Consider the following 22,655-nt stretch of genomic DNA (forward strand, 5'->3'; position numbering starts at 1 on the left):
CGATTACGCGGCGAGGGCGCTGATCTTGACCAGGTTGTGGGTCAGGATTCCATGTCCGGCCCAGATCCGGGCGCCCTCGGTGTTGTCGATGCGGGTTCGATCCCAGCCGTAGCCGCGTTTGAGGGTGCTGATACGGCCTTCACAGCCAGTGCGCCACTTGATGGTTCGCCGAAACGCGGGTCGGTGTTCTTCTTCGCGCCGGGCTTGGGAGGGTTTGCCCTTGCGGGGTATCACGACGGTGCGCACACCGAGGTCGTGCAGGGCGTCTTCGACGCGTTTCTCGCCGTAGCCGCGGTCTGCGGTGACGGTGCGTGGTGTGCGCCCGGTGCGGGTGGTGACCCGCGCGATCGCCGGTGCCAACTGGGGGGCGTCGGGCGGGTTGCCCATGTCGACGGTGTGGTCGAGCACGACGCCGTCGTCGTTGTCGGTGACCTGGGCCTTGTAGCCGAACTCGACCGGTCGCCCGAGGCGGCCCTTGGCGATCGGGCGGGCATCGTCGTCGTGCAGGCTGACCCGCCGGGTGGCGCCCTCGGGGGTCTGTCCGGAAACCCGTTGGCTGGTCTGCGCGGCGATCTGCCGGGTCGCGGCCAGCAGTTTCTGCAGGTCGTTGACCGCGCGCACGAGCCGGCCCCGCCGCCGGCCGGCCACTGCGTCGCGCCCACCTTGAGCACGCAGTGCGGCGGCTTTGGCTTCGGCTCGGCGCACCGCCCGCTTGGCGTTGACCAGCAGTCGCTCGGCGTCCCGCACGGCGGTCTGCGCCAACCCGGCCAGCTCACCGGTGCTCCTGAGCACCGCGGCGGTGGCCTCGTCGCGGCCCAGTGCGGTGCGAGAGCGCAGCTTGGCCGCGACCGCGTGAGCGCGCTTACCTGCCGCGCGGGAGCGATCCCGCACCCGGGTGCGTACCGCACCGCCGGCGGCCTGGATCCGCTTGCTGGTTGTTGCGATCCGCCGTACCGCCTTGGCTAAAAGCCCCGAGTCGGTGGGATAAGCCACGTTCGCCGGAACCACCGTCGTGTCGGCCCGTACTCGGTTGGTGCGCAGCACCTTCGCCTCGGCCGCCTTGGCCAACAGGGCTTCGTTGAGCCCGTCCACCGCCGCCGACCCGCAGCGTGTGGTCAGCTTCATCAGCGTCGTCGGATGCGGGACCGCCACCTCCAGCGGGATCCGGCAGAACATCCGCCACGTGATCGAGTCCGAGACCTCCCGGCACAGGCTTTCGTAGCCCAGCCGATAGCGAAACTTCAAGAACATCAACCGCAGATAGGTCTCCATCGGCGTCGACGGCCGACCGATCCGCAGGTCGAAGTACGGCATAAACGGTGTGAAGAACGTCGGATCGTCCAACAGCGCATCCACCCGCGCCAACTCCTCGGGAAGTCGCCGCACCTCCTCCGGCAGTAACGACTCCCACAACGACGGCTGATCACCTACAGTACGAAACACGATGGCCTCAATCCCTTCCGCAATAAGGGCTTTGAGGCCATCTTTCCAGCTCAGCACCGCCAACCCGCGGATCAACCCACCGACTTTTTCAGGTCGAAGTAGCTAGCTGCGCTGACTCGGACGCACTCGCGATGTATGCCATGTGGGATCCCTGATAGTTCAGTCCTCAACGGGAAATAAGTTCCGGTAAAGGCATTTTCGCTCCGGTGCTGGCCGGTGATGTGCCGGTGCTCTGCTATTCCTTCACGATTACTGGGTCGCCGACATTGACGGTGTTGAAGTACCACTCTGCGTCGGCGGGGCTGAGGCTGATGCACCCATGGCTGACGTTTTCAAGCCCCAGGGAATTGACAGCCCATGGCGCCGAGTGCACGAAGATCCCGCGACGGGTGATGCGAACGGCGTAATCCACCGGGACCCGGTAACCCGCGGGATCGGTGAGCGGAACCCCGACGCTGCTCGAATCCATCAGCACGGAGCGGTCTTTAGAGAGCACGGTGTAAACCCCGACAGGCGTCGGAAAGTCCGGTCGCCCCAGTGAAGCCGGCATCACTCCGTCTTCTCCCCAGTGAGGCTGGTGATGCGGCGCGGGCCGTGGCGGCGGTGGCGCCGCGCCGTTCCCGTCGATGCTGACGGTGAACGTGTGCTCGGAGATGTCAGCGACGCCCAGGACGGCAGGGCCGGTTTTGAAGTCTGTCGACAGGGGGCCCACGGAGAGCGCCACCGCGGTGTGCGCCAGCCAGAATCGGTCCGGAATCCACTGCACCACGTCGTCGTCGAGCCATTCGAATTTTCCGGTCATCGCAGGTGTCGAGGTGATTTTGACAGCGCGCTCAGCCGCGGACCGGTTGCCGACAGGCGCGCTGAACGTCACCACGACGGGGTGCGCCACGCCCACCACCTCGTTTGCCGTTGGAAGCACAGATGCGATGGCAAACCTGGATGATCGGTGGGCTGCCGCCAGGCTGACGCCGGCGGGTCTCCCGACCACGCTCGCAGCGACCACGCTCAATGCAAGAAGACACTGCGCAAACGCCCGCATGGCCCCGACCCCTTTATTGACACATTTTCAATAGGATTCAACAGGAATCGTAGGGACACTGGCAGGCGAAACTGCCAGGGCACATTAGCGTTTTGATGACATTTTCATCACGGTTTGACCACGGCGAGTTTTGCAACGCTGTGAGAAACCGCCAGGCCACTGCCGGGCACTTATCGCCTGACCGCTCACCCACCAACGCTTAGGCCACCCTAACTTCTGCCCTCTCCCGCATATCACACCTCTTGCATACAGGTCACGAGGTGGTAACGTTTTGTCCCAACGTAATTGTTGGCAGGGGTGGAGCGTTGGAAGCTGACTCGAAGGTCGCCCCCTCAAGACCCCGGTCTGTACGGGTTGTGACACGACCCTTACCGGTGCGCGCCCCTATTCACGCCGGCGTTGGCCTTGCGCAGCATGAGCTCGGCGAGGTCGATAGCCCGGGTTCCCACGGGCACGTCCGGATGACCTTTTTCACCGTCAAGGACCTCGACGCCGACGATGATGTTCGACGCGATGCCGACAGCCCGAAAGCCGTTACACACCGCGGCGTCGGGCTGGGCAGGCGGTGGCCCATGGCTGTTGACCGTCTCTCTCGGTGGCGACCACGGACCGCTTGATCGTCACCGGGGGCGCCGACGGACCGCTACAGGCGACGGTGTTCGCCTGCATCATCAGCGTGCACATGAATGCCGGACTCCCCGGTGAGCGCCCCGCCACGGCCAGCGGATCGTGGGCATGGTGACGGCCGAATCCTTGATTGTCGTCCACACTGACGATCGGCGGCCAGATAGGTTGGCCCCAACACGAATTGGCCCCTGACGGAATCCGCTTGTGGTAGGCAAAGCTGATGAACCATGACTGTCGACCGCAGCGGTGATCGTCACCCGAACCGCCGAGCTGGCCGAGGACCATCTCAACGCTGGCACGCTGCACTGCCCACGGTGCGCCGGCCGGCTCGCCAAATGGGGGTTTGGCCGGCGCCGCACGATCCGCTCCCACGGCACGGCGACAGTGACGCTGCGACCACGGCGGGTGCGCTGCCCGGACTGCGAATCCACCCACATCGTGTTGCCGGCGGCATTCCAGGCCCGCCATGCCGACACCACAGCGGTGATCGGCCAGGCACTGCTGCACGAGGTCAACGGACTGGGCTACCGGCGCATCGCCGCCCGCATCCACCGATCCGAGTCGACCGTGCGTCGCTGGCTGCGTCGCGCCGCACCCAAGCACCTGCACTGGATGTACCAGCGTGGCGCGCAGCGGCTGATCGAGGTAGCCCCCGACGTCTTCGGTGAACTGCGATTCGTCGGCCACCAACTGCGCGACACCCTGTCGGTGCTTTGTGCCGCCGCCTACTGGGACCGCCACCGGCTCGGCTTGCCCGACCCGCCCTGGACGATGGTCGGCATCTACACCCTGGGCAGGCTGCTCGCCCCGCCAGACTGATCGCGCCACTTCCCCGGGTGCATCGACCCCGAGGGGCCTCGCCGTGCCGGCACCTCGCACCACCGCGTCGATCCTGCCCGCCAACCCTTTCGTCGTCACCAACAACGCCGGATCGCGGCGTCATCACAGCCACGACCGCGTCACCCCGCCGAGCACCGAGTCACCCTGCCCAAGAACGGCCAGAAACTCGTCGTCAATCACCGTGACGCCGTCATCGTCATCCTCAGCGACGGCCAACACATGGCAAGCCAGCGGGGAAGCCGTGGGTGTTGGGCCATCACGGCGTGGATGAAGGTGTGATGGGGGATCGGGATTGTCTCCGCGCGTCACCGCGCAGCGCGTCATGGGCTTTCAATTGCTCTGCACCGCAATGTATTCGCTTCTCGCCCTGGAGAAGCCAGGTGGTCGACCGGCACCGACGCCACCCCATCCGGATGGGGCTAGCATAGCAACATTTAACCTTAGTCAGTCTTATTAGACCTGCCCGCAACAATGCCCGGTGACGCGGCGCTAACCGCAACAGCACCGATGCTCCGGTTCCTTGGAAGCGGAACGCGTGTCGCACGCAGCGGTTCACGACCGCCGACGCGGGGTTTTGCGCCCGCCATCGTTCCGCAAGTCGTTCCTCTTAAGTATATTCTAAAATAACCGTACGCTGGTGACTTCCGGTACGGTATCGGCATGGGAACCGGTCAGGAACGCCCACTACGCGGACTCGAACTCAGTTACTCCCGGGTGTCTACGACCAAGCAGAGCCTAGAACGCCAGCTCGACGCACTCACTGCCGCCGGCATCCCCGCCTCGCGGGATCTACAGCGACAAGAAGACCGGCCGTACCGTCGATCGGCCCGGGCTGACGAAGCTGCTCGGCTACGCCCGCGAGGGCGACACCATCGTGGTGCACACTCTGGACCGGCTGGGCCGCAATCTGCGCGAGGTGATGCTCGCCCGCTATGCCGCCAAAGCCGGCCTCGCGCACAACATGCCGCCACACCGGCTGCTCACGGTGTCGTGGCGGTGGTCAGTAGTGTGCGCAGATGGGCTGCGGGGCTGGGTTTGGCTGGTGGGGCGGTGGCGGCTGCTGCGATGATCGGGGTCGCCGGGACGCCGGTGGCCCGCGCCGATGTCATCGATGTTTTGTTGACTCAGGCTGAGGGCGACTTCAACGATGCCGCCAGCCTCTATTCTGGTATTGATGCTTCGTTGCTCCCGGCGCAGAAGGCAGATATCGGCGGCGAGGTGTCGGGCCTGCAAAAAGAAAGCGATCTGATCTCGCAAATCCAGGCACAACAAGACGCGCTGCCTGAGGCTCTCCAATCCAACTCGCAGCTCGTCGGCGCCGACAACCAGCTCGCCACGGCGTCTGGCGACATGCTCTCGGCGGTGAACACCACTGTGAACGCCGCCGACGCCGGCGACTACGCGACGGGGGCCACTTTCGCCGGTGAGCTGACCGGATACTTCGACCGACTTGATCTGGTCGGCACTGCGGTTTTGCAAGTCCTTCCCGCCGAACTCAACGCCGAATTCACCACCTTGTTCGTCGGTTTCCCCAACGTCGAACCGATAAGCCCGGATGCCCTTGCAGACTCGGCTGGCGCACTTGACGCGTCGCCGGCCGCCGATCTCGCCGCCAGCCTGGACCCTGCCGCGGCGATCGACCCATCCGTTTTCACCGACCTGCTCTCGTCAATCGGGTCATAGCTCAGGGAAGCGCTGCGCGACTCGGGCCTTGGTGGCCTACCGCAGGTTGCGCAGCCCCGATGGTGAGGAGCCCGGCCCATCGGCGCGCCGATCACCCGCCGCCGGCCAGCCCAGTTGTTGTCGCCCATCAGCGTCCTGATTCACCCTTCCGCCGCGGTTTTAGCCGCGGCCACTAGGTCGGCGTTTTGCGTGCGGCGCGTTGGGCGGCGCGGCGCTGCTGGCGGCTCAACACCACCTGCCCCTGCCCGCTGGCCTCGTGGCGCGGCCGGTCGGCGTCACCGGCCAACATCGCCTCCAACTGCGCGACCCGCGCCCGCAAACCGGCATCCTGTCGCAGCTGCTGGCGCAGCCGCTGCGTTTCCTCGCGGGTGTCCGCCCTTGCGATAGCGGAACGTTCAGGCAGCTTTACCGCAGTTTGATGTCGCGCGGGCGACTTTCGGGGCGGTGATTGATGAAATGTCTGTCGGCGGCTGCGGCGGCTCATTTGAAAGTGACCGGTGCAACGGTTTCAGCCGATGCCCCCACTGGCCGCCAGAGCTGGCGATGATCGCACGTCATCATCTCCGCAGACCGCACCCGCGTGCAGATCCCCGGAGATGGGGTGGCCGCCTGACGAGCTGGGGCAAAAATTCGTGCTGAACTGACGAGACCGAATCTGAGGCATCTCGGTTCTCTAGATTCGAGACGCGCTCTGGGGCCACAGCAAGTGGCACCGCGAGCGCGACGGAGGCTGACCACTGTCACGACGGCGCCGCCGACTGTGCCCGGCTCGCCTCTTTCATGTATCGGCGGAGCAGGGTGTTGGCACTGTCGAGGTCGTCGCCTTGTTGGTCGACGAGTTCGGTGAGCCGCGCATTGGTCTCAAGCAACTCCGTGTTGTCGGCCCGCAGCTTCGTAACCAGGATTTCCAGATCGGCGATACGCGCGATCAGCTCGGACCGGTCGATCTGCTCGATCTCGGCGCCGAGGGTGCGCTGTAGCCGATCGCGGAGTTTGCGTTCGGATCGACGCAATTGGGTGATCTCCTGACGGGCCAGTTCGAGATCGGTGCGCAGGCTGTCGACAGAAGCCGATCGAGCGGTCGAGGCTGGCTGGGATGCTGAATTGGTTTGGTGGTTGATCGCTTCGGTGATGGCCTGTTTGAGGTCGCTGTTGTTGTAGAGCAGCCACGTGGAGACCTTTGCTTCCCGTGCCACACTCGCGAAACTGATCTGGTTTCCGTTCTTGACGAGGGTGGCCAGGGCTTGTTGGGTGCGTTCGTATTTCGTGCGACTGTCCAGGCGGCGCGCGGCGATGAGTTTGTCGGTGCGGGGGTCAGTCATTGCCGTTGCTTGCACTGTCTGGCTGGCGCTGCGTGACGTAGAGCGGCAGTGAGTGGCAGTGCTGTTCTCGGGCTCGGCGGATGGTGCCGATCGCGGCATCGAGGCTGGCACGCTCTTCCGCGTCGAGCTGGGCGAGATTGGTGGTCATCTTCGCCAGGATGGATTCGAACATGGCCAGGTTGTAGCGGAGGTTGTCGACGACCTGCGGCGCGGCACACAGCTGCGCCTCCATGATGTCGGCTTTGATCTTGCGGATCTCGGCTTCGATCTCGGGAATGTAGGACGGGTCGGGTCGGTAGTGGTCGCACCCGCCGCATTGGAACCGGATTGGGCAGGATCGGCCACCCGATTTGACGTTGGACGGCTCCACGCAGCCGCCGAGAAGTGTTGACACGGAACGTCGTTCGTATTCGATTTGATCAGCGGCAGGGCGCAAGGCACCGCGGTCCAGGGTTCCGGCGTTGTTGACTTCCGGCTCTGTTACCTGCGGTGACGGACTTGGATAGTTCGGCGTTTCGCTGCGAGGCAGACACGGGCTTCTCGAGGACGATTAAGTTTCCTGTGCTCGATCGTCCGGTTGGAGTCGCCCGTGCCTGCCCGTTCAGTATCACCCGAGCCGTCCGTCGCGGAGGCGCTGGATCGCTGGCGCGCCGGGGAGCGTGTCGACGTGGTGAGTTCGAAGTTCCGGGACGTGTTGGCGTCGGTTCCGGACCCGCGTGATCGGCGTGGATGCCGCTACTCGCTGATGGCGCTGCTGGCGATCGCGATCCTGGCGACGGCGGCCGGAATGCGCGGGTACGCGGGATTCGCCACGTGGTCGCGGACTGCTCCAGAAGACGTGATGGCGCAGTTGGGGATTCGGTTCCGCTGCCCGAGCGAGAAGACGTTCCGTTCGGTGCTGTCTCGGCTGGATCCGGTTGATCTGGACCGCCGCTTGGGCGCCTACTTCACTACCCTGGCCGTCACGCAGGACGCAGCCGACGGCGGGCTGCTGGCGGTCGCGTTGGACGGCAAGACGCTGCGCGGTGCGCGGCGTTTGGGGTCGACGGCGGCGCATCTGGTGGCGGTGTTCGCCCACCGTACCCGGCTGGTGCTCGGCCAGCTCGCTGTTGCGGAGAAGAGCAACGAAATCCCTTGCGTGCGTATGCTGCTCAAGCTTCTGCCGCGGGTGCGGCTGCTGGTCACCGTGGATGCGATGCACACCCAGACCGCTACCGCCAGACTGATCTGCGCCACCCTGAAGTCGCACTACCTGATGATCGTGTTATGCCGTTGCTGGGACTATGCCGAGTCTGTGGGTGTTCGGGCGGAGAGTGGTTGTGGGGCGGCATGTCTGGGGTCGGTACCGGATCGAGCATCGGCATAGTTACAGGCCTTCGAGGAAGGCGAGGACGGTGTCGGAGGGCCGGTAGCGTCCCGGTGCGACGGTCGGTTGGGCGGTTATGGCGAGGGCTTTTTCCTTGATGGTCAGGTCAGCGTGCAGGTATGGGTTCGTTGATCGGACGTCGGCGTGACCAAGCCAGAGAGCGATCACGGAGGTGTCGACACCGGCTTGGAGCAGTGCGACGGCGCAGGTGTGCCTGAGGACGTGGGGGTGCAGGTGTCTGGCCTTCAGGGAGGGGCAGCTCTGGGCGGCCTTGTGGGCGTGCACCGCGATGCGCTGCTCGATCGCGTCCCTACTCAGGCGCCGCCCACTGCGGGTCGGGAATAGCGGATCGCCGGGCCTGCCGGCGAGCTCGGCGATCCAGTTCGCGAGTACCGCCTGGATGGTGGCGGTCAACGGAACGGCGCGTTGCTTGCGGCCTTTGCCTTCGCATCTCAGGTGCGCTCCGGGGCCCAACGTGATGTCGCCACAGTTCAGCCCGATCAGTTCGGAAACCCGCAGTCCAGTCTGGATGTCCAACGCCAGCCAGGCGTGGTCGCGGCGGCCTTCCCAGCGAGCGCGGTCCGGGGCGTCGATCAGGGCTGCCGCTTCATCGCCGGCCAGGAATGTGACGGTGCGCTTGTCGGCCCGTTTGGCCGGGATGGCCAGTACTCGTTGGATGACGGCGGCGTGCTCGGGGTGGCGGAACGCGGCGTAGCGGAACAGCGCCCGGATCGCGGTCAGCCGTAGGTTGCGGGTGCGTGCGCTGTTTCCCCGCCGGGTTTGCAGATGGTCCAGGAACGATGAGATCACCGGCTCGTCCAAGTCGGCCCAGTCCAGGGTGCACGGTTCCTTGCCGGTCTGTTCGTTCACGAAGCGCAGCAGCAGTTGCAGCGAGTCCCGGTAGGAGGCGACGGTTTGCGGGCTGACTTGTCGCTGCCGGGTGAGCCGCTCGATGAAGAACATCTCCAGCGTGGTGGCGACGGCGGTCATCGGCCCGCTGCCTTCGATGCGGCTTCTTCGAGCCGGACGGCGGCCTGGGCGAGAAGATCGGGAGTGGCGGTCAGATACCAGTAGGTGGAGACCGGATCGCGGTGCCCGAGGTAGGTCGACAGCCGGGGCAACAGCGCCTGGACATCGCGGCCTTGGCTATACCAGCCGGTCACGGTGCTGATCGCGAATCGGTGTCGGAGATCATGAATGTGTGGCGGGCTCGGTCGGCCGTGCGCGATGCCGGCGGCGTCGACTGCTTTGCGGAACGTTGCGCGGAAGTGGTTGTAGTCGACCGGGGTGCCGGCTAGCGACACGAAGAACCGGTCGATGTCGACGCTGCCCCGCCGATCGCGGCTGTCTGCGTAGCTGCGCAGCGCCGCGATGGTCGAAGGGGACACCGGCAGGTCCCGGCCCTTGCCGAATTTGCTGTCCCGGATCCGGATGACAGCCTCATCCCAGTCGATGTCGCCGCGGCCAAGGCGAATCGCCTCACCTACCCGCATGCCCGTGATCATCAGCAGCCTGATCATTGTTTCCAGGGTGTTCGCCCGGAACGGCGACCGTGTGCCGGCCCGCGCGCAGCGCACCAAGGCCTCGATATCGCAGTCGGTGAACAGGTACGGATTCCGGCGGCGGGCACGGTAGGCGACCAGGCCGGCTGGCGGGATCTCGGTGCGCGGCTCGGCTGCGCCCAGGTAGCGGGCGAAGCCGCGTACTGCCATCAGCCGGTGCTGCGCAACGACGGAGCCCGGGGCAAGTCGCGGATCAGACACGAACGCCAGCACGTCTGGCATCGTGATCACTTGCGTGCCGGCCGCGTCGAGCCTTGCGATGAACTGTCGTAAATACCGCTCGGCGCCGGCTAGCTTGTGCCCGAAGGCGCGCCGTAGCCGCAGATAGTCGTCCAAGGACGTTTCGAGGGCGCTCATCGTGCCGCCGCCGTCCATGCCGGTGCCAGCTCCCGTAGCGCCGTGTAGTCGACCTTCGCGTAGATCGCGGTCGTGGCTAGATCGACATGCCGTAACAGTTGGCCGATCTCGGGCAGGCGCACCCCGCGGTCAAGCAGGTTCGTTGCCAGTGCATGACGCAGTGCGTGCGCCCGCACCCCAGGCAGCCCGGCCTTGTCACACTGCCGCCACACCGTCTGGCTGACCGCTGCCGGACACAACGGCCGGTGCGGTGCGCGCACGGTCACGAATACGGCCCTGGTCTGCGCCGTGGGGCGGGCCGCGCGCAGATACTCCGCAACAGCGGCGCCGACGTCGACGGGCAGTGGGATGCGGTCGGTGCGCCGCGACTTGCCGCGCACCACCACCTCGCCGTCACGCCACCGCAGGTCGTCCAGGGTCAACCCGGCCACCTCGCAGGCCCTCAGCCCAAGGCGTGCCAGCAGGGTCAGCATTGCGAAATCCCGGGTCCCCGCCGCAGTGCTGCGATCACAGCTATCCAGCACTTCCTGAACCAGCCCGGCCGGCATCCGCGCAGGGACCGCCACACCCTTCCAGCCGGGCACCGGCGGGATCGCCTGTACCAGCGGCGCGTCGATCAGGCCGTTGACGTACAAGAACCGCAGCACCGAGCGCAACTCGGAAACGTTCGCACGCAGCGACCCGGTGGACAACCCCCGCGACACCACGCCGAGCAGGAAATCGGTCACCGACCGCGCCGTCAGCGATCCGATCCCCACATCCGCAGATCCGCACTGCTCGAGGAACCGCCGGGCCGTCCTCTCGTAGCGTTCCATCGTGCGCACGGCAAGACCACGCTGATCCACCATCCAGCCCCGATAAGCGGCCATCAGCCCGTCAAGTCTGTCCGGCTCGGCGACAGTGCCGGGCACTCCGGCGCCCCGCGAGCGCAGAAACCGCAGTAGCTGCTCGAACCTCCCGCGGCTCGGCGGCGTCTTCCGTGATGCCGCGAACTCAGCGACGAAGGCTGCCAGATGATCACCGTCGAGCCCACTCGGCGGCAGGCCTCGCGCGGTCATCCACCGGCTCAGCCGGCTCGCGTCGTTGATCTTCCACTCGATCGACGAGGGCGTATACCCCAACGATGCCAGCTCGACCCTGAACCCGAACTCGTATTCGGCCAGCACGCCCCGGATACGGCAACACGACACAGTTCCCATCTCGACCTCCTCGTTGCAGGCACCGTGCCCGCAACAATGAGCATCAACCGGGAACCGCAACTATGCCGATGCTCGATCCGGCACCGACCCCAGACATGCCGCCCCACAACCACTCTCCGCCCTGAACACCCACAGACTCGGCATAGTCCCAGCAACGGCATAAGACGGTCTATGCCGATATCGGCATAGACGGTGAAGTCGAATCAGCCCGGCCTGCTGGCCCGCATCGTCGCGCTGCCCTGGGCCCAGGTCCCGCCCACCGCCACCGACGACAGCCGCGGCCACGGCCGAGTCGAGACCAGGACACTGCAAACACTCACCGCCGCAAGGGGAATCGGATTCCCCTACGCCAAACAGATCGTCCGAATCACCCGCGAACGGCTGGTCACCGCGACCGGGCAACGCACCGTCGAGATCGTCTATGCCATCTGCAGCCTGCCGTTCGAGCACGCCCGGCCCGCCATGATCGCGCGCTGGCTGCGCCACCATTGGGGGATAGAGAATCGGGTGCACTGGGTGCGCGATGTCACCTTCGACGAGGACCGATCCACCACGCGCACCGGCAACGCGGCTCAGGTCCTGGCCTCGCTGCGCAACACCGCGCTCAACCTGCACCGCCTCGACCGGGCCGACAACATCGCCGAGGCCTGCCGCGCAACTGCCTTCAGCACCGACCGCGGACTTCACCTGCTCACCGAGCATCGAAACACCTGGTCACACGCGTGCTAATCAACAACGCCTGAGCCCTGGGTTTTTAGAGACCGGTTAGGGGCCACACGTTGTACGCGATAGCGGTCGACCTGCGCCTGTCTGAATGTGGTTACGCATGCGTCGGAATGACCGCTTCGCCTGCCCCTCGGGAATGCGTTAACGCTATTTCCTGGGGTCAAGGTAAGACCTCTTCGGATAAACGTGGCCGCCGTCGCCCGAAGGGCGTTGCTGATTTGCGGTGTTCTTCGCTGAGCCCCCATTTAGCGCGCCAGCGAGCCAATCGCGCGGGCGCCCACCAGTTTGCACGCCCCATGAGTCGCATAAAGGCGGATATCAGAATCGTTCGGACTAGAAAGGCGTCCACGAGCACGGTGATCGCAAGTCCTGTGCCCAGCATCCGCATATGTTGCACTTGTGAGGCAACCATAGAGACGAACACTATTGCCATCACAGTTGCGGCCGCGGTGACGATTCGCCCTGTGCGAGCTAAACCAAGGGCGACAGCGGTTTCGTTGTCACCGACCCCGCGGTTGGTTTTCATCCATTCTTCACGCACACTCGACAGCACGAAGACTTCGTAATCCATAGACAGGCCAAACGCGATACAGAACGTAAACGGTTGGAATGCCGCGTTTAGGTGGCCGGTACTAGTTGTTCCGAAGCCATGGAAATGACCATCCTGGAAGATCCACACCATTGCGCCGAACGCGGCGACCAGCGAGAGCAGGTTCATAACGGTGACTGCGTGCTGACTCCGGAGGAGGCCGAGGCGGCCGGTCACGACGGCGTCTATGCCGCCAGGGACGACGTCGGCCGGGCGATCGCGCTGCTGCGACGAGGGTTCGCGGACCAAGCCGGTGGTGGTGATCCGCCCCGCGACGCTGTAGCCCGTCAGAGTCGGGCGAGCAGTTCGGCCTTCTTCGCGGCGAACTCCTCGTCGGAGAGGATGCCGCGCTCGTGTAATCCGGCCAGTGATTCGATGGCGGCAATGATGGTCGCGGCATCTCCGGATGAGCTTCCTGCGGCCGCGGGCGCCGGTGTTTCGGCCGCGGGTGTTTCGGCCACCGGCCGCACGCCGAGCTCACGCAGACTTAGCACGCCGAACGTGCCGAGCTGGCTGGTGAAGCCGACCGAGCTGATCCCGCCGCTCTGCTGCTGTTGCACGCCGCCGATGTGGTGTTCGCCGGTATCGAAAACCTTTGTGAAACCGTCGATCTCGATTGCCAACCGCCGAGTGGCCGGGAAGAACGCGTAGCGGACGTTGTTCTGCGCACCCACCGCGCTCGGGACGCCGAGATCGGCCGGCCACCAGTTGTTCGCCGAGAATCCGATCTGGGACTGAGTGCTCGACGCGGGAAATACCGTGGTGGTGGCGAGCAACTGAACCAACTCGTTGCACAGCGCGTCGACGCGCGCCTTGAGCGCGTTGTCGAACATGTTGCCGACCAGCGTCATCCCGCCCCGCATCCATTGCCCGCTCCCGCCGAGCTCGGGGATGTTGAATTGGGCCATGGTGCCGCTCCCGGCACGCAGGGCGAACAGCATGGTGAGCACCGCGTCCTGGGAGAGTCCGTGACGCGCAGCGATCTCGCCTACGGCCTTGGCGGCCTCGGGGGTAACCGTTGCCTTCATGATTGGAGCCTACGCAAACCCGGGGGAACGAGCATGGGACGACGACCTCGTAGGTTCCGACGCGTGAGCGAAGACAGAGTTCAGGTGCCTTTTGGGGCTGACCCGGGGCTGCTGTCTTTTCGCCATAAATGCCGCGAAGCACTCTGGGACAACGCTTTTCCGCGGCTCATAGACCACGGTCGGCGCCCGGCGAAACAGCTTTCAAGAATGGGATGCCGGCGGTAGGGATTGTTGACCGGTCGCCCGGTCATCAGGAGTCCTGGTCACGCGAATCTGTCTACGGCGTGCATTGAGTCCACATTCGGCACGGGGCCTGGAGGCTTAGTAGCTGAAGTCGCGGATGCCGTCCCAGTCGACCAGCGTCCATCCCGTCGTCGGGTTGCCGGTGATGACCACGCGGCCCAGGTTCGGCAAGGGATGGGTGGTCGCCAGGCTGTTCTTGGGGTTTTTGACGTTCATCAACGCCCAATACATGACCGCCTCGGCGTGCGAGAACGCCACCGGTTTGGTGTTCCCGCTGTCGTAGATCTTTTGGACGGCGGCACTGAACTGCTCGTTGAATTCGTTACCGCTGATCGAGCCCGGGATGGCGTCCGTGCGGTCGCCGTTGAGCCAATCCGCCGGCGCGAGCAGATACGTCAGGTCAGCCCGCTTCGACGGCGTGTTGTTGTACCAGCCGGCGTTGATTTCCCGCAGGCCCGGCAGGATCTCGACCTTCTTACCGAGCGTTTGGGCCAGCGGCTGCGCGGTCTGTTCGGCACCGAGCATGTCGGAGGCGTAGACGGCGTCGAAGTTCTTGCGGGAGAGCTGATGTGCCAGCTTTCCGGCTTGCGCCTGGCCTTCCTCGGTCAGACTTGGGCCGGGGATGTCGGTGTTGATCACGTGGTCGGCGTTGCTTTGGGACTGGGCTTGCCGGATGAACGTCAACGTGATGCTGCGGGCGTGCGGGCTTCCCGAGCAGGCGCCGAGCACGATCGTCACGACAAGTGCGGCCAGAGCCTTCCAGATCACGGTGCGGTTGCGCACGGCGATAGCCTGCCTTGTCGACGGCGTCGGCGTGGCGGGTTTGCAAAGGTTCGCCATGGTTAGCCGCATGAATCCGATCGAGAGGAGACCCGCATGGCGATCGACCCGAAGGCCGTCGGTGCAACCACCGAGCCGATGCTGTTCGAATGGACCGACCGCGACACCTTGCTGTATGCGCTCGGTGTCGGTGCCGGAACCGAGGATTTGTCGTTCACCACCGAGAACAGCCACGGCATTGATCAGCAGGTGCTGCCGACGTATGCGGTGATCTGCTGCCCGGCGTTCGGCGCCGCCGGCAAGATCGGGTCGTTCAACTGGGCGATGCTGTTGCACGGTTCGCAGGGCATCCGGCTGCACGCGCCGCTGCCGCCCGCGGGCAAGCTGTCGGTGGTCACCGAAGTGGCAGACATCCAGGACAAGGGCGAGGGCAAGAACGCGATCATCATGTTGCGCGGCCGCGGCAGCGACCCCGACACCGGGACGCTGCTCGCCGAGACCTTCACCACCCTGGTGATCCGCGGCGGGGGCGGCTTCGGGGGAGAGCCGGGCCAGCGGCCCCTCGCGCCGGAGATCCCCGACCGCGAGCCCGACGCCCGGGTCGCCCTGCCCACTCGGGAGGATCAGCCGCTGATCTACCGGCTTTCCGGGGACCGCAATCCGCTGCACAGCGACCCGTGGTTCGCCAAGGAGCTGGCCGGCTTTCCGAAGCCGATCATGCACGGGCTGTGCACCTATGGGTTCGCCGGCCGAGCGTTGGTCGCCGAACTCGGCAATGGCGACGCCAGCGCCATCACCTCGATCGATGCACGGTTCACCAAACCGGTCTTTCCCGGCGAGACGCTGACCACCTTGATCTGGCACACCGAACCCGGCAAGGCGGTGTTTCGCACCGAGGCTGGCGCGCCCGACGGCAGCGATGCGCGGCTCGTGCTCGAGGACGGCGCGGTCGAATACACCGCGCGCTAACGCCCAGCGATTTGGCTTTGCTGGTTTAGCGGCGCCGCCATCGCGGCACTCTGCGGCCATGGCATTCAAACTCACCTACAGCGACGGGCATGAGACTGAGTACGACGACAACACGAAGTGGGAAGTCGAAAACGGTGTCGTCAAGATGGGCCGCGAGGCAGGCAGCTGGACGGTCTTTCTCTCCCCGAGTCATTGGGCGACCCTCGAGCTGGTGACGGGCAAAGATTCCGACAAAGGCGACGACGGCGACCACGAAGACGACGACAAGGGCGACGACAAGGACGACAGCTGATCATCAGCCGCTCGCTACGGCGCCCGCGGGAGCCCGCGTCGAGGTGATGAACTCGAGCAGCGCTGCGTTATACCGGCGAGACTCGCTGAGGTAGAGACCGTGGCCGGCGCCGTCGATGGTCATTAACCGGCAGTCGGGAATCAGCGATACGGTCTTACGCGCGGTCAGATCAATCGGCATCGAGGCGTCGGCGGTCCCGTGGATGAGCAGAGTCGGGACCGTGAGCTCAGCGAACTCCGAACGGAAGTCGGCGCGCACGAATGCATCACTGGTCCGGGTGAGGATGGGCAGCGGCACCGCGGCGATCGTGTTCAGCGTCCAGTCCATCAGCTGCTGGGACACGCGATGCTCGCCATAGAAGTACTCGGCTTTGCCGCTGATCTCCATCCAGTCGCCGATGTCGCGAAGCATGACTTCGCGCGACTGCGCCGCGAGTTCGTCGGGTATCCCCTCGGGATTGTCGGGGCCCTGCAAGAGCATTGGCGTCACCGTGCCACTCAGCACAACGCGGGCGACGCGTCCGGCCCCGTGCCGAGTCAGGTAGCGAACAACTTCTCCCGATCCCATCGAATGACCGATCAAGGTGATGTCGGACAGATCGAGCTGCTCGATCAGCGCGGCCAAATCGTCGGCCAGCGTGTCAATGTCGTAGCCGGTCGGTGGCCGGTCGGAGCGTCCGTGGCCACGACGGTCGTAGGTGATGCAGCGAAATCCAGCCGCCATCAATTCCGTGAGCTGGTAGCCCCACATGTCGCCGTTGAGGGCCCAGGCGTGCGCGAACACCACCGGCTCGTTGCCCGGATAGTCGGTGTAGAAGAGCGAAAACTGTTCTGCTGTTTGGATATATGGCACGGTCTTAACTCCTGTCGATGGTCGGTGCGCGGCAGCGGACGTGTGCCTGCGTCGGCACCTTGCCCAGGAAGCCGACGACACGGGCCAGTCGTCCGTCGGCGCCGACGGACGCAACGTCGAAGCTGATCACGAGTGGATCATCGCCGTCGCGGCCCAGGCCCCAGGTGAATCGGGCGTCGTCGTGGTGGGCGTCGACCGGGCCGGCCAAAGCGAAGACGTGGCCGGGGAATTGGCCTCGTTCATGGTGCATGTCCTTCCGTTTTCGGTGGTCAGGCTTCGATCGTGGACGGGTCCGCTGCATGCTGTCGATTACCCGAGAGGTAATCGTGGGCGTGTGCCTGCGCGACTAGCATCGAGACGGTGACGACTCTGGCGCAGCGTTCCTCGGCAACACCTTCGGTCGGTCAGCTGCTGCGTGAATGGCGCGAGCGGCGCCGAATAAGCCAGCTCGACTTGGCGATTCAGGCGAATATCTCGGCCCGGCATCTGAGCTTCGTGGAGACCGGCCGGTCGCGTCCGACCCCGGGAATGATCCTGCGGCTCAGCGAGCAACTCGACGTGCCGCTGCGTGAGCGCAATGCGCTGCTGCTGGCCGGCGGCTACGCGCCCGCCTATCCCGAGCATTCGCTCGACGAGCCGGAATTGACGCGGCTGCGCGCGGCGTTGCGTCAGATCCTCACCGGACACCAGCCGTATCCGGCATTGGTCGTCAACCGATGGTGGGAGATGCTCGACGGCAACGCGGCCGTGGCGGTGCTTACCGAAGGATGCGACCCCGCACTGTTGACGCCGCCGGTGAATGCGCTACGGGCGTCACTGCACCCGGACGGTATGGCGCCGCGGATCGTCAACCTGGCGCAGTGGCGGGCGCACATCCTCGAGCGGCGGCACCGCCAAGTGCACACCACGCGGGGGAAGCACAGCTGGCCGAGTTGTCGGCCTACCCGGGGGGTGTGGCCGTTGGTGCAGTTCGCCACGGCCTGCTACCCTTTGTCTCCCCGGCTCGTTCACAATGCCGCACAGCCGCCCAGCGGCACGCGCTTTCGGGTATTGCCGCTGTCTGAAAACCACGTTCTGCGAGTATGCGGGTGCCAGCAGCTTCACTGCCACCATGCGGTCCATCACGGTGTCTTCGACCTCACACACCTCGCCGAGCCCGGGTCATGGGTTGAGACTTTAGGGGTGCGGCGTCGCTTTCCGCAGCCTAGCTCCAAGCATTCGGCGTGAGCCGTACAACGCTCTCTACCGAGTGCTTGCCGAACCGACGGATTCAACGGTTTAGTACTGCGGATTGACCTAACGCACACCACCCCATCGGGACGTGGGCCACACAATGAACCTTGCCTTACCGATGACATTGCCCACCGGCACGGTGCCCGCCGTGGGATCGCCTGTGCAGAGCAATCCATTGATTGCGTCGGCGGGGGTGCTGGTGCAGTGGGCCCGGGAGTCCGCCGAGTGGGTGCGGTTGTCCCCCCATGACCCACAACCGTCCCGGCGGGACGTGGACCGGCCCGAACTCGGGGCCCAGACACGGGTACACCGACGGGTCGGCGTTCATTGTGGCTGGATCCAGATACGGCTCCGTCAACCGTGTGCCGTTAACCGTCAGCCCGGTATTGACTCGGCATTGCACGGTTTGTCCACCCACCGCGATGACCCGCTTGACGAAGTCGGTCTGATCCTGATCACCGGGGTTCCACACCGACGGGCCCTCAAACAGGATCACGTCACCTGGCTGCGGCGAGCCGAAGCGGTACGAGAGTTTGTCGACGATGACGTGGTCGTCCACACAGCCGCCGCAGCCGTGGATAGTAGGTTCCATCGCCTCGGACGGGATCGTGTACAGCCGAGCAACGAACATCACCACGACGAAGTACAGGACCACCAGGATGACCACCACGATAAGGACTTTGCGTAGCACGCCCTGCCTTCGTTCCGGCGCTTTGGACGCCTCGGCGGGCGTCGTCGGGCTACTACTGCCGGATGCGTCTGAACTGACGTTTTCCGGGGAGCGCTCAGGTAAGTCCGCCGCGTCGGTGCCACCAGTCACAGGATCAGCGTAGCTATGCGCCTGAGCTGGGGGGAGGTGAGCACGATGGACGCCGCGCTGCGCCGGATACTCGCTGAGCTTCTGGCGCTGCGGGTGGAACCTCGGCGATTGCCCACGCATTAGCATCGTGTGACGCCGAGCACTCCTCTGACTGCCAGCCCGTGGGTGTATCCACCACTTGTATTTCTGTGGTCGCAGGGCCTGGCGTCGACTGGGTGATGGACACCGGCCCAGACATGACCAGCACGACAGCAAAGGTTCAGGCTAAAGCGGACGACCGGGGATGGAGCGGGGGCATGCCCCCGACACCCACTGCTCCTGGGGAGACTAGGTGAACTTGACTGAAGCCGATCGTGGCGGCAATCGCCGCAACGCTGCTCGGCTGTGGTGGTGTCGCCCACGCTGACCCCAACAAGACCACCGCCCGCAACCGGCAGCGAACTGGCCGCCGGGCGCCCGGATTGTCGCTTCAGTGATCAAGCGCGTCGAGTAGTCCCTTCCGCCCCTGCGAAAGACTAAGGCTTCCAAAACAATTCATCGACGGCACGCCTTAAGCGTGTGATTTATCGCGAAGGCAAGCCAAATCACTGCACATCCACACCAAAACATCCAAAGGATCGTCAGCCCGCCAACAATACCGCCAGCATCCTGACCGGATTGTGTCCCGTCGCTTGCAATCTGACCAGCAGAGATGAGCCACGAGTGGGGCGGGGCGTTTTGGAAGACCAACGCCTACGCCCCTTGGCCGGTGTGGATCTGGCTCAACGGGCACACCAGCGCACAGCGCCAGTGCGAACGGCTCGACATCGGCTACAGCGCCCTGGACAACGGCTTCCGTGACTGTGAGGACTCCCCGGCGATGCAGCGGATCTGTGGCCGGCTCGGCTTGGGCGCGGTGAACACGTTCTGGAACTCCTGAGCCACCCCGATCGTGGCGACTCCGGAGCGGCCGGTGCGCGCCTGGGCAGCCAGATACGGGCGCATCGCATCGACCTTGCGGTCGCCTTTGCAAAACCGCACCACCGGGATGTGGTCATCGACGGCGAAACGATCCACCGCCGCCCGGAATGCGGCACCGATCTTCTCCAGGATCGCCGGCGAGGGGATCGGATAGCCCAGATGCGCGGTCATAAACGGCACCACCTGCCCACCCACCTGCAGGTTCGGCACATAGCCGTTCAAATAGATCCGATCCAGACATTCGAGATCCAACTGCACATGCCCATCAAGCACATCGTTGACCGTTACCGTTGCAGCCATGACCCAAGCGTGGCCCCAACATGCCGACCTGACCAGCCGCTTTCAGGGCCGGCGTCGGACCGCCAGCGCAACACCCGCATCACCGCACGCGACCGACCAGCCCAACCACCACCTCGACGGTCCGAGGCCGGCCTGATTAGACAAACATCAAACAAAGGGGTTGGCGAAATGTTCATCCGTGTTCTAATCCTCATCGCGGCGGCCGCCGCGGCCGCGGTTGGTTCGGCGGCACCGGCCACCGGAACCTCGGCGCCCCTATTTCCCGGGCCGTTCCATGCGTCGTGCGACGCCGGCACCTACGAAGACTCCAACGGCGCGTGCGTCCCAGATCCCGGCGCTAACCCGTATGGCGCTACCGCGCAATGCCGGGACGGCACCTAACTCGGACAGCCAGCACTGTTCCGGCACCTGCTCGGATCATGGCGGCGTCGCAGAGTGGCTCGTGGCAGGCTGTTAAGTCGGCGGCTCGTTGCGACACGCGCAAAGGTCATCTCATCGGCACAAGTTGACTACGGCGCTGCAAGACTGGCAGACATGACCACGCCGAACACAATGACGCTGTATCTCATCTCGCGGCGCCACTGCAATTCCGCATCGACAACCCCGAGGTGCTAGCCGACGCCAGCCAGCTATTCCCGCACGAGCATGACTTCGATCAAGCCGGCCTCGACCTGATGTCGCCAGCAGCAATGTGCAACATCGCCAACGCGTTGAAAATGGTTTCGACGGTGTCCATCCACCGCGCGATGAGTAACGTCACCATGCCGGGCGCAGCCGTTGTCAACACCAATCTGACGCTTAGACTTAGGGCCGCAGCGAGCGGCGGGGCACGGTATCTGGTTCACCCTCGTCCTCGCATGACCACGCCAACTCGGCGACCTAGGTGGGCGACATGTCGGGGATGCCGGCGGGCGCATCGGCCAAGTCGGCGGCTCCCATGGTGTGGTTCGCGCTGTCGTCCATGGCAACTACGCCGTTGTCGGTCTCAGTAACAATTGGAATAGGCCAACATCGCACTGGAGTCCAATTCGCCGGTATCTATCGAGTCGGTGCCCGTCAAAGTTGCCATCTGGCTGTCGGCATCGTAGAGGCTCACGCCTTGCTGCAAGAGCCGACAATAATGATGCGCCTCGACGATCACCTGCGACGGGTTGAGGATGACGTAGCCCAGCGAGCGCATATGCTGCAAGAGCCATTGATCCTCTGCCGCTGAGAAGCCACCTTGCCCGTGTGCGGGTGGGGCTGCCGGCTGACGTTGGTTGGGCTGCAGCGCGGGTGCCGGCGCTTTCGGAACCGGTATTGATGGCTGCGGCGCTGCCGGTGGTGCGGCTTGCGCGGGCGGCTTGGGCGGCACTGACGGCTTTGGCGGTGTGGGCACTTGCAGAGTCGGCGCCATTGCGGGCGTTGGCTTTTCCTCGTGGTAGAAGACCGTCCCGAACCACGTCGCCGCCGCGCCGGTGACCAGCACTGCAGTAACTACCATGCACCAGCGAAGCGGCGGGCGCAGCGAGCGTCGGGGCACGGTGTCTGGCTCAGCCTCGTCCTCGCATGACCACGCCAACTTGGCGAGTTCGGTCGGCGACGCGTCGGGCAAGCCGGCAGCGGCGTCGGCGAAGTTGGTGGCCGCCATGGTGTCGGCGTGGTCCTCGGCCAAGTCGGCGGCTCCCGTGGTGTGGTGCGCGCTGTCGTCCATGGCAACCGAACCTACGCCGTTGTCGGCGAGATTGGGGGCACGATAGCAGCCCATCCTGTCACTGCTCGGCGAGTACCCGGTACACAGTCGCCCGGCTTACACCGAGCGCGGCGGCGATAGTGCTTGCCGACTCACCATTAGCGTGCATCCGCTGCGCCAAGCCGGCTTTCGACTGGTCAAGCGCCCGCGCTCAGTCTTGGCAGCTTCCGCCTCGAGCCACGCGTCCAGATCGGCGATGTCGTAAAACATATGTCGGCCAAGGCGATAACTGCGCGGACCCGTACCCATGTAGAGCCAGTACCTCAGCGTCGACTCGGGTAACCCACCCAGGTAATCGGCTGCGGCCTTGGTGCCCAATCGAACCACTGATGTTGCGGTCATCGCATTACTTCCTGTCGTCGCTCAATGCGCGTGTAGCCCAGGGCGGCGGCGCGGCCCGCCGGCTCTCGGGTGGGTTGGATCCATCGGTTCATTGTCGTTCACCGAGGTAATCGTGGAATTGGTCATGGTATGCCGATCCGTATCTCGCCCTGCCTCAAGCCCGTTTGCTCTGTGGACTCAACTCACCCTGACACGCAGGGAATCACGCTTTGGCAGTCGTGGAGGTGGTCGCAAATCCGCTGGATTGACAGGACTTGCTTCGCTGTTCTCGCTGGGCGTTACCCTGTTGTTCGGCATGCCTATGCTCGCTACTGCCGGCGACAAAGACGCAGGGGGGTGCGGGCGTGG

Annotated in this window: 24 protein-coding genes and 5 pseudogenes; 11 read left to right on the top strand and 18 right to left on the bottom strand. The window is 64.9% G+C overall.

Annotation, left to right across the window (positions count from 1 at the left end; genetic code table 11):
* Positions 1-3: 3 nt before the first annotated feature.
* From M5I08_RS08340 to M5I08_RS08350, 3 genes are all read right to left on the bottom strand, one after another.
* Positions 4-1,443 carry an ISNCY family transposase gene (locus M5I08_RS08340; RefSeq protein WP_219070742.1) on the bottom strand — a complete coding sequence of 480 codons (1,440 nt, stop codon included), beginning with the start codon at positions 1,441-1,443 and terminating at the stop codon, positions 4-6.
* A 235-nt stretch (positions 1,444-1,678) separates the two neighbouring features.
* On the bottom strand, positions 1,679-2,485 hold the full coding sequence (locus tag M5I08_RS08345) for a L,D-transpeptidase (protein WP_219070744.1): 807 nt from the start codon (positions 2,483-2,485) through the stop codon (positions 1,679-1,681).
* Between the two features lie 368 nt (positions 2,486-2,853).
* Positions 2,854-3,027 carry a hypothetical protein gene (locus M5I08_RS08350; RefSeq protein ID WP_219070746.1) on the bottom strand — a complete coding sequence of 58 codons (174 nt, stop codon included), beginning with the start codon at positions 3,025-3,027 and terminating at the stop codon, positions 2,854-2,856.
* A 53-nt stretch (positions 3,028-3,080) separates the two neighbouring features.
* Between M5I08_RS08350 and M5I08_RS08355 the strand changes: the two genes are divergently transcribed.
* The 4 genes from M5I08_RS08355 to M5I08_RS08370 all read left to right on the top strand — a co-directional run bounded on the left by M5I08_RS08355 (position 3,081) and on the right by M5I08_RS08370 (position 5,635).
* Positions 3,081-3,227, top strand: coding sequence for a hypothetical protein (locus M5I08_RS08355; RefSeq protein ID WP_249763203.1), 147 nt, complete (start codon positions 3,081-3,083; stop codon positions 3,225-3,227).
* 131 nt (positions 3,228-3,358) lie between these two features.
* Positions 3,359-3,931, top strand: coding sequence for a DUF6431 domain-containing protein (locus M5I08_RS08360; protein ID WP_249763204.1), 573 nt, complete (start codon positions 3,359-3,361; stop codon positions 3,929-3,931).
* Positions 3,932-4,826: 895 nt separating this feature from the next.
* A complete protein-coding gene (locus tag M5I08_RS26650) occupies positions 4,827-5,021 on the top strand; it encodes a hypothetical protein (protein ID WP_307728273.1) in 195 nt (64 codons plus the stop codon).
* Positions 5,003-5,635: a hypothetical protein gene (locus M5I08_RS08370; protein WP_219070805.1), complete on the top strand. Its 633-nt coding sequence runs from the start codon at positions 5,003-5,005 to the stop codon at positions 5,633-5,635. The genes M5I08_RS26650 and M5I08_RS08370 overlap by 19 nt, the downstream gene beginning before the upstream one ends.
* 172 nt (positions 5,636-5,807) lie before the next feature.
* Here M5I08_RS08370 and M5I08_RS08375 read toward each other — a convergent pair whose 3' ends face one another.
* The 3 genes from M5I08_RS08375 to M5I08_RS08385 all read right to left on the bottom strand — a co-directional run bounded on the left by M5I08_RS08375 (position 5,808) and on the right by M5I08_RS08385 (position 7,351).
* Positions 5,808-5,954, bottom strand: a complete 147-nt coding sequence (locus M5I08_RS08375) for a hypothetical protein (protein WP_219070806.1) — start codon at positions 5,952-5,954, stop codon at positions 5,808-5,810.
* 421 nt (positions 5,955-6,375) lie between these two features.
* The gene (locus M5I08_RS08380) at positions 6,376-6,957 is read right to left on the bottom strand and encodes a DUF6262 family protein (RefSeq protein WP_219070807.1); all 582 of its coding nucleotides are present in this window, start codon (positions 6,955-6,957) and stop codon (positions 6,376-6,378) included.
* On the bottom strand, positions 6,950-7,351 hold the full coding sequence (locus M5I08_RS08385; RefSeq protein WP_219070808.1) for a hypothetical protein: 402 nt from the start codon (positions 7,349-7,351) through the stop codon (positions 6,950-6,952). The genes M5I08_RS08380 and M5I08_RS08385 overlap by 8 nt, the downstream gene beginning before the upstream one ends.
* A 195-nt stretch (positions 7,352-7,546) precedes the next feature.
* Between M5I08_RS08385 and M5I08_RS08390 the strand changes: the two are divergent.
* Positions 7,547-8,221 (top strand): annotated as a pseudogene (locus M5I08_RS08390) (ISAs1 family transposase); the annotation flags it as partial.
* 102 nt (positions 8,222-8,323) lie between these two features.
* Here M5I08_RS08390 and M5I08_RS08395 read toward each other — a convergent pair.
* From M5I08_RS08395 to M5I08_RS08405, 3 genes are read right to left on the bottom strand one after another with little or no spacing between them, the layout of a single operon-like run.
* Positions 8,324-9,313: a tyrosine-type recombinase/integrase gene (locus M5I08_RS08395; RefSeq protein WP_219070835.1), complete on the bottom strand. Its 990-nt coding sequence runs from the start codon at positions 9,311-9,313 to the stop codon at positions 8,324-8,326.
* The gene (locus M5I08_RS08400) at positions 9,310-10,242 is read right to left on the bottom strand and encodes a tyrosine-type recombinase/integrase (RefSeq protein WP_249762920.1); all 933 of its coding nucleotides are present in this window, start codon (positions 10,240-10,242) and stop codon (positions 9,310-9,312) included. Before M5I08_RS08400 ends, M5I08_RS08395 begins: the two co-directional genes overlap by 4 nt.
* A complete protein-coding gene (locus M5I08_RS08405; protein WP_219070837.1) occupies positions 10,239-11,441 on the bottom strand; it encodes a site-specific integrase in 1,203 nt (400 codons plus the stop codon). The genes M5I08_RS08400 and M5I08_RS08405 overlap by 4 nt, the downstream gene beginning before the upstream one ends.
* Positions 11,442-11,633: 192 nt before the next feature.
* On the opposite strand from M5I08_RS08405, the pseudogene M5I08_RS08410 reads away from it, so the two are divergent.
* Positions 11,634-12,170: pseudogene (locus tag M5I08_RS08410) on the top strand (ISAs1 family transposase); the annotation flags it as partial.
* Between the two features lie 157 nt (positions 12,171-12,327).
* Here M5I08_RS08410 and M5I08_RS08415 read toward each other — a convergent pair.
* From M5I08_RS08415 to M5I08_RS08425, 3 genes and pseudogenes are all read right to left on the bottom strand, one after another.
* Positions 12,328-12,888, bottom strand: a pseudogene (locus M5I08_RS08415) (MMPL family transporter); the annotation flags it as partial.
* 155 nt (positions 12,889-13,043) lie between these two features.
* Positions 13,044-13,784, bottom strand: a complete 741-nt coding sequence (locus M5I08_RS08420; RefSeq protein WP_219070540.1) for an SHOCT domain-containing protein — start codon at positions 13,782-13,784, stop codon at positions 13,044-13,046.
* A gap of 321 nt (positions 13,785-14,105) precedes the next feature.
* A complete protein-coding gene (locus M5I08_RS08425) occupies positions 14,106-14,810 on the bottom strand; it encodes a histidine phosphatase family protein (RefSeq protein WP_219070538.1) in 705 nt (234 codons plus the stop codon).
* Between the two features lie 93 nt (positions 14,811-14,903).
* Between M5I08_RS08425 and M5I08_RS08430 the strand changes: the two genes are divergently transcribed.
* Together M5I08_RS08430 and M5I08_RS08435 are read left to right on the top strand one after the other, a co-directional pair.
* Positions 14,904-15,776 carry a MaoC/PaaZ C-terminal domain-containing protein gene (locus tag M5I08_RS08430; RefSeq protein ID WP_219070536.1) on the top strand — a complete coding sequence of 291 codons (873 nt, stop codon included), beginning with the start codon at positions 14,904-14,906 and terminating at the stop codon, positions 15,774-15,776.
* 58 nt (positions 15,777-15,834) lie between these two features.
* Positions 15,835-16,068 (top strand): hypothetical protein, encoded by a 234-nt coding sequence (locus tag M5I08_RS08435; RefSeq protein WP_219070534.1) that lies wholly within the window; start codon positions 15,835-15,837, stop codon positions 16,066-16,068.
* 3 nt (positions 16,069-16,071) lie between these two features.
* Here M5I08_RS08435 and M5I08_RS08440 read toward each other — a convergent pair whose 3' ends face one another.
* A complete protein-coding gene (locus tag M5I08_RS08440; RefSeq protein ID WP_219070532.1) occupies positions 16,072-16,920 on the bottom strand; it encodes an alpha/beta fold hydrolase in 849 nt (282 codons plus the stop codon).
* Positions 16,921-16,924: 4 nt separating this feature from the next.
* Entirely contained in the window at positions 16,925-17,170 is a 246-nt protein-coding gene (locus tag M5I08_RS08445) for a hypothetical protein (protein ID WP_219070530.1), read from the bottom strand.
* 110 nt (positions 17,171-17,280) lie between these two features.
* Here M5I08_RS08445 and M5I08_RS08450 point away from each other — a divergent pair, with 110 nt between their 5' ends.
* A complete protein-coding gene (locus M5I08_RS08450; protein ID WP_249763205.1) occupies positions 17,281-18,147 on the top strand; it encodes a helix-turn-helix domain-containing protein in 867 nt (288 codons plus the stop codon).
* A gap of 69 nt (positions 18,148-18,216) precedes the next feature.
* On the opposite strand, the pseudogene lepB reads toward M5I08_RS08450, so the two are convergent.
* A pseudogene (lepB, locus tag M5I08_RS08455) lies at positions 18,217-18,973 on the bottom strand (signal peptidase I).
* 810 nt (positions 18,974-19,783) lie between these two features.
* Positions 19,784-20,233, bottom strand: coding sequence for a hypothetical protein (locus M5I08_RS08460; protein WP_219070529.1), 450 nt, complete (start codon positions 20,231-20,233; stop codon positions 19,784-19,786).
* Between the two features lie 168 nt (positions 20,234-20,401).
* Between M5I08_RS08460 and M5I08_RS08465 the strand changes: the two genes are divergently transcribed.
* Together M5I08_RS08465 and M5I08_RS27440 are read left to right on the top strand one after the other, a co-directional pair.
* Entirely contained in the window at positions 20,402-20,614 is a 213-nt protein-coding gene (locus M5I08_RS08465) for a DUF3761 domain-containing protein (protein WP_219070527.1), read from the top strand.
* Entirely contained in the window at positions 20,580-20,690 is a 111-nt protein-coding gene (locus M5I08_RS27440; RefSeq protein ID WP_502213841.1) for a DUF3761 domain-containing protein, read from the top strand. The genes M5I08_RS08465 and M5I08_RS27440 overlap by 35 nt, the downstream gene beginning before the upstream one ends.
* A gap of 528 nt (positions 20,691-21,218) precedes the next feature.
* Here M5I08_RS27440 and M5I08_RS26305 read toward each other — a convergent pair.
* Positions 21,219-21,926: a hypothetical protein gene (locus M5I08_RS26305; protein WP_219066750.1), complete on the bottom strand. Its 708-nt coding sequence runs from the start codon at positions 21,924-21,926 to the stop codon at positions 21,219-21,221.
* A 58-nt stretch (positions 21,927-21,984) separates the two neighbouring features.
* Positions 21,985-22,086: pseudogene (locus tag M5I08_RS08485) on the bottom strand (helix-turn-helix domain-containing protein); the annotation flags it as partial.
* Positions 22,087-22,655 lie beyond the last annotated feature (569 nt).

The organism is Candidatus Mycobacterium methanotrophicum, assembly GCF_023515995.1.
In the GTDB taxonomy this organism is placed as follows: domain Bacteria; phylum Actinomycetota; class Actinomycetes; order Mycobacteriales; family Mycobacteriaceae; genus Mycobacterium; species Mycobacterium methanotrophicum.

Excerpts from the sequence above, each read along its gene's own strand:
- M5I08_RS08395 (WP_219070835.1), bottom strand. The coding sequence starts at position 9,313 with ATGACCGCCGTCGCCACCACGCTGGAGATGTTCTTCATCGAGCGGCTC.
- M5I08_RS27440 (WP_502213841.1), top strand. The coding sequence starts at position 20,580 with ATGGCGCTACCGCGCAATGCCGGGACGGCACCTAACTCGGACAGCCAG.
- M5I08_RS08380 (WP_219070807.1), bottom strand. The coding sequence starts at position 6,957 with ATGACTGACCCCCGCACCGACAAACTCATCGCCGCGCGCCGCCTGGAC.
- M5I08_RS08345 (WP_219070744.1), bottom strand. The coding sequence starts at position 2,485 with ATGCGGGCGTTTGCGCAGTGTCTTCTTGCATTGAGCGTGGTCGCTGCG.
- M5I08_RS08445 (WP_219070530.1), bottom strand. The coding sequence starts at position 17,170 with ATGCACCATGAACGAGGCCAATTCCCCGGCCACGTCTTCGCTTTGGCC.
- M5I08_RS08405 (WP_219070837.1), bottom strand. The coding sequence starts at position 11,441 with ATGGGAACTGTGTCGTGTTGCCGTATCCGGGGCGTGCTGGCCGAATAC.
- M5I08_RS08430 (WP_219070536.1), top strand. The coding sequence starts at position 14,904 with ATGGCGATCGACCCGAAGGCCGTCGGTGCAACCACCGAGCCGATGCTG.
- M5I08_RS26305 (WP_219066750.1), bottom strand. The coding sequence starts at position 21,926 with ATGGACGACAGCGCGCACCACACCACGGGAGCCGCCGACTTGGCCGAG.
- M5I08_RS08460 (WP_219070529.1), bottom strand. The coding sequence starts at position 20,233 with ATGGCTGCAACGGTAACGGTCAACGATGTGCTTGATGGGCATGTGCAG.
- M5I08_RS08420 (WP_219070540.1), bottom strand. The coding sequence starts at position 13,784 with ATGAAGGCAACGGTTACCCCCGAGGCCGCCAAGGCCGTAGGCGAGATC.
- M5I08_RS08435 (WP_219070534.1), top strand. The coding sequence starts at position 15,835 with ATGGCATTCAAACTCACCTACAGCGACGGGCATGAGACTGAGTACGAC.
- M5I08_RS08400 (WP_249762920.1), bottom strand. The coding sequence starts at position 10,242 with ATGAGCGCCCTCGAAACGTCCTTGGACGACTATCTGCGGCTACGGCGC.
- M5I08_RS08465 (WP_219070527.1), top strand. The coding sequence starts at position 20,402 with ATGTTCATCCGTGTTCTAATCCTCATCGCGGCGGCCGCCGCGGCCGCG.